At 63.0% G+C, this 18,268-nt stretch carries 13 protein-coding genes; 6 read left to right on the forward strand and 7 right to left on the reverse strand.

The genetic code is table 11. From position 1 onward, the window contains the following. Positions 1–12 precede the first annotated feature (12 nt). Genes FP2506_RS10695 through bchF form a run of 7 tightly spaced genes read right to left on the reverse strand, consistent with a single transcriptional unit; the run spans position 13 to position 10,288 of the window. Positions 13–1,479, reverse strand: a complete 1,467-nt coding sequence (locus tag FP2506_RS10695; RefSeq protein ID WP_007067494.1) for a BCD family MFS transporter — start codon at positions 1,477–1,479, stop codon at positions 13–15. Next, positions 1,476–2,180 (reverse strand): magnesium protoporphyrin IX methyltransferase, encoded by a 705-nt coding sequence (gene bchM, locus FP2506_RS10700; RefSeq protein ID WP_007067495.1) that lies wholly within the window; start codon positions 2,178–2,180, stop codon positions 1,476–1,478. The genes FP2506_RS10695 and bchM overlap by 4 nt, the downstream gene beginning before the upstream one ends. Positions 2,181–2,188: 8 nt before the next feature. After that, positions 2,189–3,100 (reverse strand): ferredoxin:protochlorophyllide reductase (ATP-dependent) iron-sulfur ATP-binding protein, encoded by a 912-nt coding sequence (bchL, locus tag FP2506_RS10705; RefSeq protein ID WP_007067496.1) that lies wholly within the window; start codon positions 3,098–3,100, stop codon positions 2,189–2,191. Further along, positions 3,100–6,864, reverse strand: coding sequence for a magnesium chelatase subunit H (locus tag FP2506_RS10710; protein WP_007067497.1), 3,765 nt, complete (start codon positions 6,862–6,864; stop codon positions 3,100–3,102). The genes bchL and FP2506_RS10710 overlap by 1 nt, the downstream gene beginning before the upstream one ends. Beyond that, positions 6,836–8,407, reverse strand: coding sequence for a ferredoxin:protochlorophyllide reductase (ATP-dependent) subunit B (bchB, locus tag FP2506_RS10715; RefSeq protein ID WP_007067498.1), 1,572 nt, complete (start codon positions 8,405–8,407; stop codon positions 6,836–6,838). The genes FP2506_RS10710 and bchB overlap by 29 nt, the downstream gene beginning before the upstream one ends. A gap of 19 nt (positions 8,408–8,426) precedes the next feature. Beyond that, positions 8,427–9,728 carry a ferredoxin:protochlorophyllide reductase (ATP-dependent) subunit N gene (locus tag FP2506_RS10720; protein WP_007067499.1) on the reverse strand — a complete coding sequence of 434 codons (1,302 nt, stop codon included), beginning with the start codon at positions 9,726–9,728 and terminating at the stop codon, positions 8,427–8,429. After that, entirely contained in the window at positions 9,725–10,288 is a 564-nt protein-coding gene (gene bchF / locus FP2506_RS10725) for a 2-vinyl bacteriochlorophyllide hydratase (RefSeq protein ID WP_007067500.1), read from the reverse strand. Before bchF ends, FP2506_RS10720 begins: the two co-directional genes overlap by 4 nt. Before the next feature lie 577 nt (positions 10,289–10,865). Here bchF and FP2506_RS10730 point away from each other — a divergent pair. The 6 genes from FP2506_RS10730 (at position 10,866) to hemA (ending at position 18,020) form a co-directional block, all read left to right on the forward strand. Next, positions 10,866–11,579: a cobalamin B12-binding domain-containing protein gene (locus FP2506_RS10730; RefSeq protein ID WP_007067501.1), complete on the forward strand. Its 714-nt coding sequence runs from the start codon at positions 10,866–10,868 to the stop codon at positions 11,577–11,579. Positions 11,580–11,621: 42 nt separating this feature from the next. After that, positions 11,622–13,046 carry a transcriptional regulator PpsR gene (gene ppsR, locus FP2506_RS10735; RefSeq protein ID WP_007067502.1) on the forward strand — a complete coding sequence of 475 codons (1,425 nt, stop codon included), beginning with the start codon at positions 11,622–11,624 and terminating at the stop codon, positions 13,044–13,046. 102 nt (positions 13,047–13,148) lie between these two features. Next, a complete protein-coding gene (gene chlG / locus FP2506_RS10740; protein ID WP_007067503.1) occupies positions 13,149–14,066 on the forward strand; it encodes a chlorophyll synthase ChlG in 918 nt (305 codons plus the stop codon). Next, complete coding sequence (locus FP2506_RS10745) at positions 14,066–15,436, forward strand: BCD family MFS transporter (protein ID WP_007067504.1); 1,371 nt, start codon at positions 14,066–14,068, stop codon at positions 15,434–15,436. Before chlG ends, FP2506_RS10745 begins: the two co-directional genes overlap by 1 nt. Positions 15,437–15,462: 26 nt before the next feature. Then, positions 15,463–16,674: a geranylgeranyl diphosphate reductase gene (locus FP2506_RS10750; RefSeq protein WP_040489763.1), complete on the forward strand. Its 1,212-nt coding sequence runs from the start codon at positions 15,463–15,465 to the stop codon at positions 16,672–16,674. After that, positions 16,674–18,020: a 5-aminolevulinate synthase gene (hemA, locus tag FP2506_RS10755; RefSeq protein WP_007067506.1), complete on the forward strand. Its 1,347-nt coding sequence runs from the start codon at positions 16,674–16,676 to the stop codon at positions 18,018–18,020. Before FP2506_RS10750 ends, hemA begins: the two co-directional genes overlap by 1 nt. Positions 18,021–18,268 lie beyond the last annotated feature (248 nt).

Genomic DNA, 18,268 nt, shown 5'->3' on the forward strand with positions numbered 1-18,268 from the left:
CTTCTCCTTGGTTCAATTGGGGAGGTCGGGTAGACCGAAACGCCCCGGCTGCACGGGCCGTGGTTCCAGTATCTGCGGGCGTACGAGCGGGCCGAGGACGACAAGACCAACGAAGAGCAGCCCGATTTCGAAATGGTAGACGACGCCATAGGCAGCGGCTGGCCCCTGTAGTGCGGGACCGAGTACGCCGGTCTCTGCTAGCATCGCGACCTGATCCCTCAACGCGCCCCCAATAAAGACGGCGAACCCGAGCGCGATCGCCTGAACCGCACCCCAGATGCCGAGAACGAGACCGCTGCCTAGCTTGGCATGGCCGATCCGTTCCATCACCGCAACGAGCATTGCGACCGAGAACAGCCCTGAGCCAAGACCGATGACGAAGACGCCGGCCGAAAACATCAAGATCGAACCAAGCGCGCCAGCAAGGACGACGAGAGAGAACGCCGGAATGCCGCCCATCAAACCGATCGCGGCGACGACGTTTGGGTTCGCATTCCAACGACTGTGTAGCCGCGCAGCGAAAAAGAAGCCGATCAGGCTTCCGGCGGCGAACAACGCGGTCAATAGCGTGGTCGAGCCAACACCCATACCGAAGACGTCTCCGCCGTAGGGCTCCAACAACACGTCTTGCATCCCGAAGGCGGCTGTTCCAATCGCGAGGACAACGAGTAGCCGCTTGAGATCCGCTTGGCCGGCCAAAAGCGCGCGCACGACCGCCAGGAATCGAGGTGCATGATCCTCTACGTCCTTACAAGGCGCGAGGTCGCGCCGCCTTGGCTCCTGCTGCCAGATCGCAACCGTCGTCATCAGGATCGTCACGACGGCCGATCCTTGGAGCACTTGGACGAGGCCCAGATAGGTGAAGTCCTGTAGCAATTGCCCAATGACGATTGCCCCACCCAGCATCCCGAGGAGCAGCATCGTATAGAGCAGCGCGACGACACGCGGGCGTTTCTCCTCAGTCGCAAGATCGCAGGCCAGAGCCAGTCCAGCGGTCTGCATGATGTGCACGCCAAGGCCGACGAGGAAGAAGGCCAACAGCATGGCAGCCTGACCGATCAGCAACCCATCCGGCTTTCCTTCGGCGACGATAAAGAGCGCAAAAGGCATGATCGCGAGGCCACCGAACTGGGTCATCGCCCCAGTCCAGATATACGGAGTGCGCAGCCAGCCCATGAAGGAGCGGCGATTGTCGGACTTGAACCCGACCAGCGCCCGAGCCGGCGCAAGAAGGAGCGGCAAGGCGAGAGCGACGGCAATCAGCGAGATCGGAATGCCGAGTTCGATGGCCATCACCCGATTGAGCGTCCCGCCGAGAATGACGAGCGTGATGCCGACCGAGACTTGAAACAGGGAAAGGCGTAGCAGACGCGACAGCGGCAGTTCGTTCGTCCCAATGTCGGCGAACGGCATAACCCTGCGCCACGCCGCGATACGCTCGGCCTTCATCTGTTCGTTTCTGGTCGCAGTCTCGCTCATCTGCGCCTCAACTCCAGCGCATGGCTCTTGTAGAAGCCGGTATCGATCCGCCGTCCTCGCCCGATTTCGAACGCCGACAACGCCGGCTCGGCGCGAACCATCGCAGAAAAACGGGCTTCAGCGATCGGCACGATCGCGGGCGATCGGTCGCCGCGCGGAAAGAGCTTGCCGACCTTGTGCATGGCCGCCAGCAGCGGCGTCTTCGGCGCAAAGGTGATCGCCAGTGATCCGTCCGTTCGCTCGGCAAGCTTGCCAAGAGTCATCGCGGCGTCGGCCGGCTCGTAATGGATCAGCGAGTCCATCATCACCACATGGTCGAAGCGCCCGAAACCCTCGTCCAGCATGTCTCCAGCAACGAACCGGATGCGACTGCCCAGGCCTTGCGCATCGGCGAGGTCCTGCGCATGCGTTGTCAACGTCGGCGACAGATCGACCGCCACCACCTCCGCACCCCGCCGCGCCGCTTCCATCGCAAGCGCGCCCGTGCCGCAGCCCGCATCGAGCAGCCGCAGGCCAGTGAGGTCCGAGGGCAGATAGGAGAGCAACGTCGCCCGCATCTCGTCACGGCCCCGGCGCACGCTCGCACGCACCCGACCCACTGGCGCCGTCGACGTTAGCTTCTTCCAGGTCTCGGCGGCGGTGCGATCGAAATAGGTTTCGATCTCGGAGCGCCGGCGCTCATATGTCATGACGTCGCTCATGGGCGATCCTATTCGAAGCCGAGGAAATCGAAGATCTCCCGGTCCTTCATGCTTTTGGCCTCGTTCGGCTCCGTGCCGGCGTAGAGCGCGGCGGCAAGGCGGAGATATTCGTTCTGCACAGCCTCCAACTCGGGCGAAGGCTCCATCTCGAAGAGCGTCGACTTCTTCAGCCGCGAGCGGCGGATGGCGTCGAGATCGGGGAAGTGCGCCAGCCGATTGAGCCCGGTATGGGCCGCGAAGCGATCGATCTCGTCGGTGCCGGCGGAGCGGTTGGCGATGACCCCGCCGAGCCTCACGTCGTAATTCTTCGCCTTCGCCTGGATAGCGGCAACGATGCGGTTCATGGCGAAGATCGAGTCGAAGTCGTTGGCGGTCACCACCAACGCCCGATCGGCATGCTGGAGCGGTGCGGCGAAGCCGCCACAAACCACATCGCCCAGAACGTCGAAGATCACGACATCGGTATCCTCGAGAAGATGATGCTCTTTCAGGAGCTTCACCGTCTGACCGACCACGTATCCGCCGCAACCTGTACCGGCGGGCGGCCCGCCCGCTTCAACGCACATGACGCCGTTGTAGCCTTCAAAGACGAAATCCTCGGGCCTCAGCTCTTCGGCATGGAAATCGACGGTCTCGAGGATGTCGATCACTGTCGGCTGAAGACGCTTGGTCAGCGTGAAGGTCGAGTCGTGCTTCGGGTCGCAACCAATCTGCAGCACCCGATGGCCTAGTTTGGAGAAGGCCACCGACAGGTTCGAAGAGGTCGTGGACTTGCCGATTCCTCCCTTGCCGTAGATCGCGAACACTTTCGCGCCGTCGATCTTCGGCCCGGTGTTCATTTTGACCTGAACACTGCCCTCGCCGTCCTCACGACGATAGACGGTCTTCGGTAGCGGCAGCGTCGTCTTCAGGGAGCTCATTACGCAGCCTCCATCTCGTTCTTGGGTTTGCTTGCCGGCTGGGGCAGGATGCCCTCCAGCCGGTCTTCGAGATCGGCGCTCGCATCAAGCAGCGCCTCGCGCTCTGCGTCCGTCGGACGCCAGTATTGCCGTTCGTCCGCCTCGATCAGGCGTTCGGCCATTCGGGCGGACGCGGTCGGGTTCAGTTCGGCGAGCCGCTCGCGCATCTTCTCATCGAGCACAAAGGTCTCGGCGAAGCGCTTGTAGACCCAGGGGCTCACCTGGCCGGTCGTCGCCGACCAACCGAGCGTGTTCGTCAGATGCGCCTCGATATGGCGCACGCCCTCATAACCATGGGCGAGCATGCCCTCGATCCATTTCGGATTGAGCGCCCGCGTGCGGGTCTCCAGCGCCACCTGCTCTTCGAGCGTGCGCACCGTGCCTTTGCCCCGCGTGTCGTCGCCGATATAGACCGGCACCGACTTGCCCCGCACCTCGGCGACCGCACGGCTGACGCCGCCGAGCGTATCGAAATAATGGTCGATCGTTGTGACGCCGAGTTCGACGGATTCTAGGTTCTGATAGGTAAGATCGACGGTCTTGAAGGCCGAGGTCAGCAGCGCGCGCTGTTCGCTCGAATGACCCTTGCGGTCGATCGCGAAGCATTTGCGGCGGGTATAAGCGTTCGCGAGTTCGCCCTCCTGCTCCCAGGCTCCGCCGTCGATCATCAGGTTGACGTTCGAGCCGTAAGCGCCGTCCGCATTGGCGAAGACGCGCAGCGAAGCCGTCTCCAGATCGCAGCCCTCTTCCGCCGCATGGGCGCGAGCGTGCTTGGCGACGAAGTTCATGTCGTCCGGCTCGTTCGCCGTCGCAGCGAGATAGGCCGCCTCCGCGACGAGCTTTGACTGGAGTGGGAGAAGATCGCGGAAGATGCCCGACAGCGTCACCAGCGCGTCGATGCGCGGGCGCCCGAGTTCTTCGAGCGGCACCAACGCGGCCCCGGCGAGCCTGCCGTATCCGTCGAACCGCGGCACCGCGCCGATCAGCGCCAGCGCCTGGGCGAGCGATACGCCTTCGGTCTTCAGATTGTCCGTACCCCAGAGGACGAGCGCCACCGTCTCAGGCAGCGCACCGCCGCCGGCCGCGTGCCGTTCGAGCAGACGGTCGGCCTGCCGCCGGCCTTCCTGCACCGCAAAGAGGCTCGGAATACGGAACGGATCAAAGCCGTGGAGATTGCGACCCGTCGGCACGATCGCCGGATTGCGCAGGATGTCGCCGCCCGGAACCGGCTCGATATACCGCCCGTCGAGCGCACGCAGGAGCGCCGAGGTTTCATGGTCGACGGAGAGGTCGCGAGCGAGGTTGCTCAGCGTCTCGACCGCCTCTTCAGCCTTCGCGACATCACTTTCCAAGAGACTGCGATAGGCTTCCTCCTTGCGAAGCGCAGTCACCGTTTCGCCATCGGCGATCTGTTCGGCCGTCTCGATGGCGATCGGTGAGCCGAGTTGGGCTTCCGCCACCGCCTTCAGCCAGCCGGCGCGATCGTCTCGCGAAACCTCCCGGCCAATCACATGAAGTCCGCTCGGAATCAGCGTCGCTTCGAGCTCGCAGAGCGCCACGGAAAGGTGGGCAATCCCGGCCTGCTCGCTGGTGAACTCCAGATCGAGCATACCTGCCTGATCACTGATCAGCGCGACCAGATCTTCCCGCTCTGCAACCGCATCGGGCTCCAGCCCGCGCAACCGGTTGAGCGAGGATTTCAGATCGATCAGCCCTTTGTAGAGCCCGGCTTCGGCCAGCGGCGGCGTCAGATGCGAGACGAGAACGGCATTCGCCCGGCGCTTTGCGAGCGCGCCTTCCGACGGATTGTTCGCGGCGTAAAGATTGACGTTCGGCAGATCGCCGATAAGCCGGTCAGGCCAGCAGGTCTCGCCGAGACCCACCTGCTTGCCCGGCATGAATTCAAGCGCGCCGTGGGTTCCGAAATGCAGCACCGCATCGGCCTTCAGATCCTCGCGCAGCCAGCGATAATAGGCCGAGAAGGCGTGAGTCGGCGCGAAGCCGCGCTCGAAGAGCAGCCGCATCGGATCGCCTTCGTAGCCGAAGGCCGGCTGGACGCCGACGAAGACGTTTCCGAACTTCACGCCGTAGACGAAGAGGTGCGATCCGTCCGTCTGATGCTTGCCGGGGGCCGGACCCCACTGCGCCTCGATCTCGGCGAGATGGACCTCACGGCGAATGTGATCGTCGACGGCGATGCGTTCGTGAACGTTGACCGGCGTGCCGCTCCGCTCGGCATTGCCTTTCAGGATCGCGTCGCGAAGCGCATCGACGCTCTCGGGCACCTCGACCGAATAACCGTCCGCCTTCAGGCTCTTCAGCGTGTCGAAGAGAGATTCGAAGACCGAGAGATAAGCCGCCGTCCCGACGCTCCCGGCATTGGGCGGGAAATTGAAGATCGTTACCGCCACCGTCCGCTCGGCCTTCGCCTTGTGGCGAAGCGCGACGAGCTTGGCCGCACGGCTCGCCAGCATCTCAGCGCGGGCGGGATCGGACGACATGGCGCGATGGCCGGACGGCAGGGACAGCGAGGTCCGTCCGCCGAAGACGTTCGCACCGATCGCGCCGTCGATCTCGGGGATCGCGACCATCATGGTCGCCTCGACCGGCGAGAGCCCGGTATCGGAGGCCCGCCATTCCTCGAGCGACTGGAACTCAACCGCCTGTCCTGCGATCAGCGGCACGTCGAGTTCGCTCATCGCGGTCTTCGCCGCATTCGCATCGTTATACGCGGGTCCGCCGACCAACGAAAAACCGGTCAGCGAGACAAGGGCGTCGATGGTCGGCTTGCCTTCGGCGGTCTTGAAGTAGGCGTCGATTGCAGGCCGTGCGTCGAGCCCGCTCGCGAAAGCCGGCACCACCTTCAGGTTTCTTGCTTCAAGCGCTGCGATCACGCCGTCGTAATGGGCGGTGTCGCTGGCGAGCACATAGGAGCGCATGATCAGGATACCGACCGTGCCGTTCCGCCCGGAGGCCCGGTTCGGCAGGCTCTCGAGCCGCGTCGCGATCCGCCCCCGCATGCGCGGATGATAGAGCCCGACATCGGGATATTCGATCGGCTCGGGTGCCGTGAGCGCCCGGTCGTCCTCCTGCTTCAGCCAGTACCGGCTGACGAGGAAGCGCATCAGGTTCGTCAGGTTATCGCTCGAACCTCCGAGCCAGTATTGCAGCACTAGGAAGTAGGCGCGCAGGTCCTGAGCCGTGCCGGGAATGAAGCGCAGGATCTTCGGCAGCCGCCGCAGCATCTTCATCTGCCGCGCGCCCGACGCGGTCTTGTCTTTCTTTCCGGCCCCTTTGAGCTTTTTCAGGAGACCGAGCACGCCGCCGGCTTCCTCGCCCATGTCGAGTTTGCCGGCCCGGGTCAGCTTGACGATTTCGCCTGCCGAAAGAATGCCAAAGATCGCCGAGAACTCCTTACGGCGCTTTTCCAGCGCTGGCAGGATCGGCAGGATGTGCGGCTCCATGAAGAGCATGGACGCGAAGACGATGTCGGCCTTTTCGATATCGCGGATGCAGGCTTCGATCGCCGCCGGATCGCGATCGAAGTCGGTCGCCGCGTGAAAGCCAATGGTAAGGCCCGGGATCTCACCGCGTAGGTTCTCCCGCGCGCTGGCGACCGCCCCGCCCATATGGCCGTCGAGCGTGATGACGGCGATGTGCGGCCCTTTGCGGCCGCCCGCCGAACCCGTTCCGTCGCTAGCGCGCAAAGTGGGCTTTGGCGTCATAGAGCGTCTCCAGGGTGATTTCGCTCAGACCTCGGTCGGAGGCGAATTTCTCGGTGTTTCGCCGCGCCTTTCCACGCACGAAGAAGGGAATTTTCTTGAGTTCGGCTTCCGCATCGGAGGCCCAGACGCCGGCGGCCGGTGCCGCTTCGCCTTCGGCCACCTTGCCGGTGTCCGGCACGCGGATCGCATTGTCGTCCTGCGGCGCGACGCGGTGGCCGGGGCCGAGATGGGAGGGCAGCGCATCGTCAGAGAATTCGAAATCCTCGCGGAACATGCCGAGGAGGTGCTCTTCGAGGCCCATCACCAGTGGATGCACCCATGAGTCCCAGAGAACGTTCGCGCCCTCGAAGCCCATCTGCGGCGAATAGCGCGCCGGATAGTCCTGCACATGAACCGGCGCGGAGATCACCGCGCAGCCGATGCCGAGCCGCTTGGCGATGTGCCGCTCCATCTGCGTGCCGAGAACCAGCTCTGGCTCGGCTTCCGAGATCGCCTGCTCGACATCGAGATAATCGTCGGTGATCAGCGGCTCGACACCGTAGTTCTTCGCCGCCTCGCGGATACCCCTCGCGAACTCGCGGCTGTAGGTGCCGAGCCCGACGACTTCGAACCCGAATTCTTCGGTTGCGACCCGCGCCGCCGCGATGGCATGGGTCGCATCGCCGAAGACGAAGACCCGCTTGCCGGTGAGATAGTTGGAATCGACTGATCGCGAGAACCAGGGCAGCCGGGTCGCACCGGCCTCGCGATCCAGCACATCGAGCCCCGCGAGAGTCCGCACCTCGGCGACGAATTCCCGCGTCGCGTTGACGCCGATGGGTACGACCGTCGTAAAGGGCTGGCCGAAGTTCTTCTTCAGGAGCCGCGCCGCCTGTTCGGCGATCTCGGGATAAAGGACGACGTTGAAGTCGGCGTCCTTCAGCCGGCCGATGTCCTCAGCGCTCGCATCGAGCGGTGCGACGACGTTCACGTCGATCCCGTTCTCGCCGAGCAGCTTCCGGATTTCGGTGACGTCGTCGCGATGCCGGAAGCCAAGCGCCGTCGCCCCGAGGATATTGCAGCGTGGCCGCGCACCGTCCGGCTTCGCGGGCTCGTCCATGGGTTCGCCGGAGAGATGTCGGACGATCTGGTAGAAGGTTTCGGCCGCGCCCCAGTTCTCCTTGCGCTGATAGGAGGGAAGCTCCAGCGGGATCGTTGGACAGGAGAGGTTCGCCGCTTTGGAAAGGCCGGCCGGATCGTCCTGGATCAGCTCGCCGGTGCAGGAGGCTCCGACGAGCATCGCGGCCGGCCGGAAGCGATCGTGCGCGGCGATTAGCGTCGACTTGAAGAGTTCGGCCGTGTCCTTGCCGAGATCGCGCGCCTTGAAGGTCGTGTAGGTCACCGGCGGGCGCTTGTCGCGACGCTCGATCATCGTGAAGAGCAGGTCGGCATAGGTGTCGCCCTGAGGCGCGTGGAGAACGTAGTGCACGTCCTTCATCGCCGTCGCCACACGCATCGCACCCACATGGGGCGGCCCTTCATATGTCCAAACGGTGAGCTGCATGCCTCCCCGAGCCTCCCTCTCAGACCTGAAGCCGCGTGCGGCGATCGAAGGGCCAGGCGAAGAGGTTCGCCAGATCGCTTGCCTGATCGTAGCCCTGGATCGGGGTGAACAGCAGCTCGATCGACCACTTCGTGGTAAGCCCCTCCGCCTCCAGCGGATTGGCGAGACCGAGCCCGCAGACCGTCAGATCGGGCTTTTCCGCATGCACGCGGTCGAGCTGCCGGTCGACATCCTGGCCTTCAGAGAGGACTACTCCCTCAGGCAGAAGTGGTATCTCGCCGGCCAAATGCGCCTTGTGGATAAACGGTGTGCCGATCTCGATCGGCTCCATGCCGAGTTCGCGCGACAGCATCCGGGCCAGCGGAATTTCGAGCTGGGAGTCCGGCATGAAGAAGATGCGCTTGCCCTGAAGCGCATCGCGAAACGGCTCAAGCGCGCGTGTGGCCCGCGCCTCTGCCGCAGCCGTCGCCGAGCGGAACGTCATCGGATCGACGCCGAAGGTATCCGCCGCCGCCTTCAGCCAGGCCGTCGTACCCTCGGCACCCAGCGGGAACGGTGCCGGTATATGCTTCGCGCCGCGTTCAGCCAGCTCGCGCATGGTCTCGGTCAGGAAGGGCTGGGCGAGCAGGACCTTCGTATTCGGTCCCACCGCCGGCAATTCGCCGGATCTGCGCGGCGGCAGGAAGGCCACGTTTTCGATGCCCATCGCCCCAAACAAGCGCGCGAACTGATCTTCGACCACATCGGCAAGCGCCCCGACGACGAGAAGCTCCGGTCCATTGCTTTCGGACACCGGAAGCTCTGGAACCAGCGCGGCGAGGCAGCGATCCTCGCCTTCGGTGAAGGTCGTCTCGATACCGGAGCCGGTGTAATTCAGGATACGGACATCCGGCGCGTAGGTCTTCGAAAGACGCGACGCCGCCTTGGAGAGGTCGAGCTTGATCACCTCCGAGGGGCAGGAACCTACGAGAAAGAGCATTTTGATGTCGGGCCGGCGCACGAGAAGCCGTGCGACAACCTTGTCGAGTTCCTCGTTCGCATCCGCCATGCCAGCGAGGTCGCGCTCCTCCATCACTGCCGTACCGAAGCGCGGCTCAGCGAAGATCATCACGCCCGCTGCAGACTGCATCAGATGGGCGCAGGTGCGCGATCCGACGATCAGGAAGAAAGCGTCCTGGATCTTGCGATGCATCCAGACAATGCCGGTCAGCCCGCAGAACACCTCGTGCTGGCCCCGCTCGCGCAGCACGCTCGGCTCGGAGCACCCGGAGGAGGGCACGGTCGGCGCGCGCTCGGGAAGAAGCGAAACGGAACCGCTCATGCCGGTACTCCGCCCGCTGGCGCGACAGCCTCAGCGCGTTCGGCCTGAAGTCGCGCGGCGCGCAATTTGATCACGAATTGCGCCGCGTTGATCACATAGGCCGCGTAGGCGACGAGCGCGACGCTCAGCTGTTGAAGCGGGGTTCCGATCCCGGCCAGCGCCATCACCACATAGGCGGTGTGCAGCGCTATCACTACCATGGAGACGACGTCTTCCCAGAAGAAGGCCGGCGCGAACAGCCATTTGCCGAACACGACCTTCTCCCAGATCGAGCCCGTAACCATGATGGCGTAGAGAACGAGCGTCTTGACGACGACAGACGCCATGGCGATCCCGTGCCCCTCACCGGTGACGATGGCGCGCAATACCAGCCCCAGCGAAACCAGGAAGACGATGAATTGCAGCGGTGCGAGTAGACCCTGGACCAGGGTCCACCAGGACGAATCCCGCCGCGACCGCTCCTCCGGGGTGTAAAGCCCGTCACGAACAGGCGCTCGCCGCGTCTCCCGGTCCGAGAGGCCGCTGCTTGACCTCAACGCCTTGGTCTTCGAGCTTAACATGGAACCCAATGTGAACCCGTCGCCCGAGCACTGTCAAGCATACTTTACACTTGCCGAGCTGAGCGCTTTCACCCTGCGTCGTGTACACATGTTCGAAATAGGGCGTTGCCCGGTTGCAAGAATTGCAAGAATGAGCAAGGATCGAGATTAGACCGCTTCCAGCGTGAAGACTTGGTCGCTTGGGTCGGACCATCGCCTTCAGCTGGCGCCCCTGCCTGAAATACCGGAGTACGAAAGTGCTTTGGCCATATATTCAGCGTCGGCAAGGCTGGGATTCCGGAGCCGGGATCGAAGAATAAGGTCAACCGTTCGCAGTCTACGATGCGGGAGGAACGCTATGGCCTACTTCGCCGATGGTGCCCAGCTTTCTCGTCTGGAGCGGGAGCAGGGCAAGCCAGCTGCGTCAACCGGTCTGGACACAAGGAACGGTCTAGCATTTTTGCACGATGGACACCTCGTGAGGCCTCCGAATGCTGACGATATCCCCATAATCGAACGCCCTAGTCGCAAAGCCCCTTGCAGCAGTCTCGAAGATGCCGTCAGGCAGGCCGTCATCCCTCGCCTTTACGCCCAGCGTATGAAGGAAAAAGACCTGCCGCGAGCGCCCCTGCGGCTCGAGGACAGCGCCCAGGCGATTATCGCCGCCGGGGCAGTCGATCGCCTCTTACGGCTCGTTCAATCCGGACAGGCAAACCAGCAAGAAGCTTTCCTCCAAGAGCTTTACGACCAAGCCGTGCCAATCCGGAAGCTGCTTGAAGACGTCGTTGTCCCGGTTGCCAACGAAATTGGACGGGCATGGTCAGAAGACCACATGAGTTTCGCCGAGGTCACGCTGAAGATCGGTTTGATGCAGACCGCCGTCTCGAACTTTACCTCGAAGGCTTTGGTCACTCAGCCTCAGCGTCATGCCTCGCGCTTCCTGCTTTCTCCTGTGCCGGGCGAGCATCACGTCTTCGGATCGGTCGTTCTGTCGAGCCTCCTCAATGCATATGGATTCCAGGCGGAAGCGATCCTCGATGCCAATCATCGGAAACTATGCGAGCGCGTCGAAGCCCACCGCTACGCGGCGATCGGGCTATCCTGCAACAGCGATAGAACACTTCCGCTGGTAAAAGGCCTGGTCACCGATCTTCGAGGATGCAGTCGCAATCGTTCGATTGTCGTCATGGTCGGGGGTTGGGCTTTGCATCGAGACAATAAGTCGCTACATACCCTCGGCGCCGATCTAGTCGTGACCAACGATCGCGACGCTATGGAAGCTATTGCAGAGCGTTTCGAGCACGGAAATTAGGGCGTACGCATTCGCTAGACCAAGCAACCGGATCGGTGTGCCATGGGAGTAAATTTCGCCGAGGGCGGCCGGGCTTTTTCCGATCCGGATCGCACCTTCGCCAATTTGGACCCCGGAATCATCGCCTCGCTCGTAACGGCGACGGCGGATTTTGCGCTCCTGATCGACGATGAAGGTAAAGTCGTCGATGTAGCGATGCGCCAAGATGTTTGCCCTCCCGAGGTCTACCACGCTTGGATCGGCCGCGCATTCATCGACACCGTCACAAGTGAGTGTCGGCTCAAGGCAAAGCGCCTCTTGGCAGATGTTGCCGACCGGTCCGAAACCCGGCGCGAGATCAACCATCCGGTTCCTGACTCACCCGATCTCCCGGTGAGCTATGTTATGTTGCCGCTGGCTCGAGCAGGCGGTCGAGTTGCGCTCGGTCGCGATCTCAGAGCTGTGGCCGATCTCCAGCAGCGTCTCATCTCAGCGCAGCTGGCTTACGACCACGAGTTCGAACAGGTTCGGAGCGTCGAGGCGCAGTACCGGGTCCTTTTTGAAACGAGCGCACAGTTCTATCTGATCGTCGATCCCAAGAACCGGACGATCATCGAAGCGAACGCAGTCGCCCGAAAGGGGCTCCTCAAGCACGACGCGGTTGGGTCAAGTCTGGAAAGCCTCTTCGCCGCCGACACACACGCCGAACTCGACCGCTTGATCGCAACCGCCTTTTCCTCTGGGAAGAGCGAGCACGGCACCCTTCGTCATTCCGGCCCGGGAAATGTCCCAGCGACGGTCAGCCTTCGTTTCTTTCGCCATCTTGGCAGCCCCCGCCTGTCCGTTCAGATCGAGCCCGGCGGGACCGGATTTGCTCGGACCTCCGACGATCTGACACAATCCCTGCTCAGCGGTTTGGGCGCTACATCTCCTGACGCTATCGTCATCTTCGACGAGGAGATGAGGGTCGTTCTTACCAATCAAAGCTATCTCGATTTGGTCCAGGTCGCCGAACTTGCCCAGCTCCGAGGGCAGCAGCAGTCCGACCGAATTGGTCAGCGCGGCGTCGAAATGCGCGTTCTGAAAAACGCCATCGACAACCAGGGTATCGTGCGGACGCTAACAACCTATGTCACAACAGCCTATGGCGGAACGGTTCCAGTAGATATCGGCGGCACCGCCTTCAGTGTTGATGGGCGGCGGTTCTATGGGCTCGTTATCCGCAGGAATGAGCGGACTTCCTCCCCAGCAAACCAGAGTGGCCGAGGGGAGATGCGTCCGGCCAATGATATGATTGGTCTCGTCGGTCAAATGCCTCTTCGCGATATCGTGAGGGACACGACAGACATTATCGAGCGTCTGTGTATCGAAGCCGCGCTCGAACTGACGCAAAACAACCGTGCGTCAGCTGCCGAGTTGCTAGGCATCAGCCGCCAGGCACTTTACACCAAACTTCGTCGTTTTGGCATTATTGGTGAAGCTGGGTAGGCCACGAGTGTGGTGTAATCTAAACTTGACGCCGAAGGTCGGTCTTTAGAATTTGTCAAGTTTGGTTGACACCTAAGCCGAATTCGACCTAGCATCATCGGCATGAGCCGAACGGTCGCCCCACTCACTGCCGCACCTCGCATTCAGCCGTCGGCCTTGGTCGCGGTTCTGAAGCCGGTGACATGGTTCGCCCCCGTTTGGGCATTCGCTTGTGGAGGTATCTCGGCCCTAGAAAGCTTGGGTCCGGACACTGATCATCTTATCGTTCTACGCGACGTCCTTCTCGGTCTCGTGCTCGCTGGCCCGATGCTATGCGGCGCGAGCCAAGCGGTGAACGACTGGTTCGATCGCCACGTCGATGCAATCAACGAACCCGACCGCCCCATTCCCTCGGGACGCCTCCCCGGCCGCTCCGGGCTCACGATTGCCATCCTGTGGACAGCCGCATCCCTGCTACTCGCCTCGTTTCTCGGGCCGATCGTTTTCACCGCTGCCGCTGTCGGCTGCGCCTTCTCTTGGGCCTACAGCGCACCGCCACTGCGCCTGAAGAAGAACGGCTGGTACGGTAATGCGAGCGTGGCAATCTCCTATGAAGGCCTCGCTTGGGTGACCGGTGCAGCCCTCGTCGCGCAGGGCATGCCGTCGTTGCAGTCATTGTTTCTCGCGCTTCTCTATTCTCTTGGCGCGCACGGCATCATGACGCTCAACGACTTCAAATCGATCCAAGGTGATCTGCGCTTCGGCATCCGCACGCTACCGGCGCGCTACGGCGTCAAGGCCGCCAGTTGGATTGCTTGCGTCGTCATGGCAGGCGCTCAGATCGCGGTCATGGCTTGCCTCGTCGCGTGGGGGCATACAGTGGCCGCCCTTCTCGTCTCCGCCCTGCTCTTTGGTCAGGTCGGACTCATGAAACGCTTCCTCGCCGATCCGCAGGCAGAGGCGATCCGCTACAATGCGACCGGCACCGGACTTTACGTCCTCGGCATGATGGTCGCCGCCGTCGCACTCGGAGTGTCGTGATGCGAGGCGCGGCTCCCCACTCGATCGCCGGCTTCACCTGGACACAGATCTTTCGCCTGGCGCTCGTCCAGAATGCGATCGGCGCGATGGTCGTGCTGACGACATCGACGATGAATCGCATCATGGTCGTCGAGCTCGGCCTCGCCGCGATGGTTCCCGGCGCCCTCGTCGCCCTCCACTACGCCGTCCAGATGCTGCGGCCCCGCTTTGGTCACGGCGCCGATCGAGGACGCAGCCGCACCCGCTGGATTGTCGGCGGTCTCGCCATTCTCGCACTCGGCACGGTTCTCGCGTCGGTTGCCACCGGCCTTGCGGTATCGGACCGTCTTCTCGGCCTGTCACTCGCGAGCTTCGCCTTCGTCCTCATCGGCATCGGGGTCGGGGCTTCCGGCACCAACCTCCTCGCCCTCGTCGCGGCGGGTGTCGCGCCACATCGCCGCGGCCCGGCGGCCACTTTGATGTGGACGCTGATGATCGCAGGCTTCGCGCTGACGGCAGGGATCGCTGGGAGCTTCCTCGATCCGTTCTCCGCCGGCCGGCTCGTCGCCGTCACCGCAGCGACGGCTGGTCTCGCGCTCGCCGTCGGAACGCTCGCGACGCTTGGGATCGAGCGGTCCATATGTCAGGAGACATCGCCTAAGCGGCATGACGCAGTGAACGGCAATTTCTCCGCCACAATGAGGGACGTCTGGCAGGAAAGCGCGACCCGCCGCTTCACGGTCTTCGTCTTCATCTCGATGCTGGCCTACAGCGCTCAAGATCTTGTTCTCGAACCCTTCGCCGGCCTCATCTTCGCGATGACGCCGGGCGAGACGACGCAGCTTGCCGGCATGCAGCATGGCGGCACCTTCCTCGGAATGATCGTCGTGGCGCTTGCCGGGTTTCTTTTCGCCAGGAGGCATCCTGGCCTTCTCCGCCTTCTTTGCGTCACCGGCTGTCTTGGTTCGGCGCTCGCTTTTGCGGCTTTGTTCGCAGCCTCGCGAACCGGTGGTGAATTCCCGCTCGTGCCGACGGTCGCGACCCTCGGCTTCTTCAACGGCCTCTTCGCTGTCGCAGCCATAGGCTCGATGATGGGTCTGGCTTCGGGCACCGGCGCCGACGAAAGCCCACGCCACGGCATTCGCATGGGCCTGTGGGGCGCCGCGCAGGCAATTGCCTTCGCGCTCGGCGGCTTCGCCGGCACTGCGCTCGTAGACGTCACCCTCCATTTCACCGGCTCCAACGCGAATGCCTATGGTGGTGTCTTCCTCATTGAGGGCGTCGGCTTCGTCGTCTCCGCCCTCCTCGCTTGGCGCTGCATAGAAAACCGGTTCGAATTCGGTGAACGGGCACGACCGATGGCGAACAACCTTTCGGGAGCTGCGGCATGATCCCAAACACCGAAACGCGCGCGACAATGCCTGCGGCGAGTAATGCAGCGCAGGTGAAACGCTTTGATGCTGTCGTCATCGGGGGCGGTCCGGCCGGGTCTACCGCCGCGTTGCGCCTCGCCGAAGCTGGTTACAGCACGGCACTTGTTGAGCGCGGCGGCCGGATCAAACCATGCGGCGGCGCGATTCCGCCGCGGCTGATCCAAGACTTCGCCATTCCCGGTCATCTTCTGAAGGCCACCATTTCCTCGGCCCGCATGATCGCGCCGTCTGGCAAGACAGTCGATATGCCGATCGACGGCGGTTTTGTCGGCATGGTCGACCGTGAGGAATTCGACGAATGGCTGCGCGAACGCGCCGTTTCTCGCGGCGTCACCCGCATCACGGCCATGTTCGATGGCCTTGAGCCGGCATTCGGCGAGGATCGGCAAATTCGGATCAAAACAAAACTGGGAGAGATCCAAACCCTCTCGGCGCGCCTAGTCATCGGCGCCGACGGTGCACGTTCGGCGGTAGCGAGGGCGGCACTCCCGAATCAGAAACAGCCAAAATCGGTCTTCGCATACCACGAGATCGTCGATTCGAAGGGGTGTTCGAGCGAGCCCGCAAGCGCGCGAGCCAACCGCTGCGACGTTTTCTATCAGGGTGCGATTTCTCCAGATTTTTATGGCTGGATCTTCCCCCATGGCGAGACCGTCAGCATCGGCACAGGAACTGCCAAGAAAGGCTACGGCCTCAGAAAGGCGGTGGGCGACTTGCGCTTCGCGTCGGGCTATGGCGGCGCGAAGACGGTTCGCCGCGAAGGGGCGCCCATCCCTCTCAAGCCCATGAAGCGCTGGGACGACGGGCGCAACGTTATCGTTGCCGGGGATGCAGCCGGTGTCGTCGCACCGGCCTCTGGCGAAGGCATCTACTACGCGATGGAAAGCGCCCGCATGGTAGCGGATGCCGGCATCGCCTTCCTGGCCAATGGAGACGCCCGCGAACTCGCCAAAGCGCGCAAACTGTTCATGGGTGACCACGGCAAGATTTTCTTGGTTTTGGAATTGCTCCAAACTGTGTGGTATCGCTCAGATTGGCTGCGCGAACGGTTCGTCTCGATCTGCCGCGATCCCGACGTGCAGCGACTGACATGGGAGTCCTACATGCACAAACGAATGTCGAAAGCGAGCCCGACGGCGCATGCGCGGATCCTCTGGCAGAATCTCGGACACTATCTCGGATGGAGAACGGCATAATGTACGACTGGACGAAAGATACCGCTCTCCACGGTAAGCACTCGAAATCTTCTAAGACGAATTGTCCGCTGGGTTACGAGCGCGTCCCGTTGCCGGTCGATTACGGGCGTCATTTTTCGGAAGCGATCGAGGCTCTGCATGCCGAGAAGCGCTACCGTGTGTTCGCCGATCTGGAGCGGATCGCGGGCCGCTTTCCGCAGGCGATCTGGCGGCCGGGGAGCGAGCATGGGGGCGAAGCGCGCGAGATCACCGTCTGGTGCTCGAACGACTATCTCGGCATGGGCCAGCACGAGACCGTCGTCACCGCCATGAAGAACACCGTCTCGGCCATGGGCTCGGGCGCCGGCGGCACGCGCAACATCTCCGGCACCAATCATCCGCTGGTCGAACTCGAGCGCGAACTCGCCGATCTGCACGGCAAGGAGGCCGCCCTCGTCTTCACCTCGGGCTTCGTCTCCAACGAGGCCTCGATCTCGACCATCGCGAAGCTCCTGCCCGGCTGCCTCATCCTGTCGGACGAGCTCAACCATGCCTCGATGATCGAGGGTGTGCGCAAGGCAGGCACGAAGAAGCAGATCTTCCGGCACAACGATGTCGCCCATCTCGAAGAGCTGCTGAAGGCCGCGCCGATCGACCAGCCCAAGCTGATCGTCTTCGAGAGCGTCTATTCGATGGACGGCGACATCGCGCCGATCGGCGCGATCTGCGATCTGGCCGAAAAGTACAACGCTATGACCTATATCGACGAGGTCCACGCCGTCGGCATGTATGGGACACGCGGCGGCGGCATCTCCGAACGCGACGGCGAGGCCCACCGGATCGACGTCATCGAGGGCACGCTTGCGAAGGCCTTCGGCACGCTCGGCGGCTACATCACCGGCACCAGGGACGTGATCGACGCGGTCCGCTCCTACGCGCCGGGCTTCATCTTCACCACCGCATTGCCCCCTGCCCTCGCCGCGGCGGCCACCGCCTCGATCCGGCACCTGAAGGAGAGCCAGGCCGAACGCGACGGCCAGCAGCGCCAGGCGGCGCGCACCAAGGACGTTCTCGGCGGCGCCGATCTGCCGGTGATGCCGTCGGACACCCACATCGTGCCGGTCCTCGTCGGCGACCCGGACCTCTGCAAGCGTGCCTCGGACCATCTCCTCGCCAGGCACGGCATCTACATCCAGCCGATCAACTATCCGACCGTCCCGCGCGGCACCGAGCGCCTCAGGATCACGCCGACCCCGCTCCACGACGACACCCGCATCGAACACCTCAAGGATGCCCTCGTCGAGACCTGGAACGCCATCGGGATTCCGTTCGCTTCTAAGCATGCTGCATTGGAGGCGGCGGAATAGGCGTCGGGGTTCGGAGACCACAAGTCAAATGGACGTCCGCCAGTGACGTTCTCTAGGCTCGGCTATCTGATTAAAAAGGCCCGCGGCGCATCGTCGGCTCGTTTACCTGTCGCATTTTCGATCCATCAGCGGCGCACGAGCCGCCCCTGAATGTCGCCATCTCGCTAATGCCGTGCTGTGCGTGTCGCCGAGAATTCAGCGTTTATGGGCGATCGAGCGTCCGCTTATCCGGTTGGAACCAAACCTGT

Origin of the sequence: Fulvimarina pelagi HTCC2506, assembly GCF_000153705.1 — a bacterium.
In the GTDB taxonomy this organism is placed as follows: Bacteria; Pseudomonadota; Alphaproteobacteria; order Rhizobiales; family Rhizobiaceae; genus Fulvimarina; species Fulvimarina pelagi.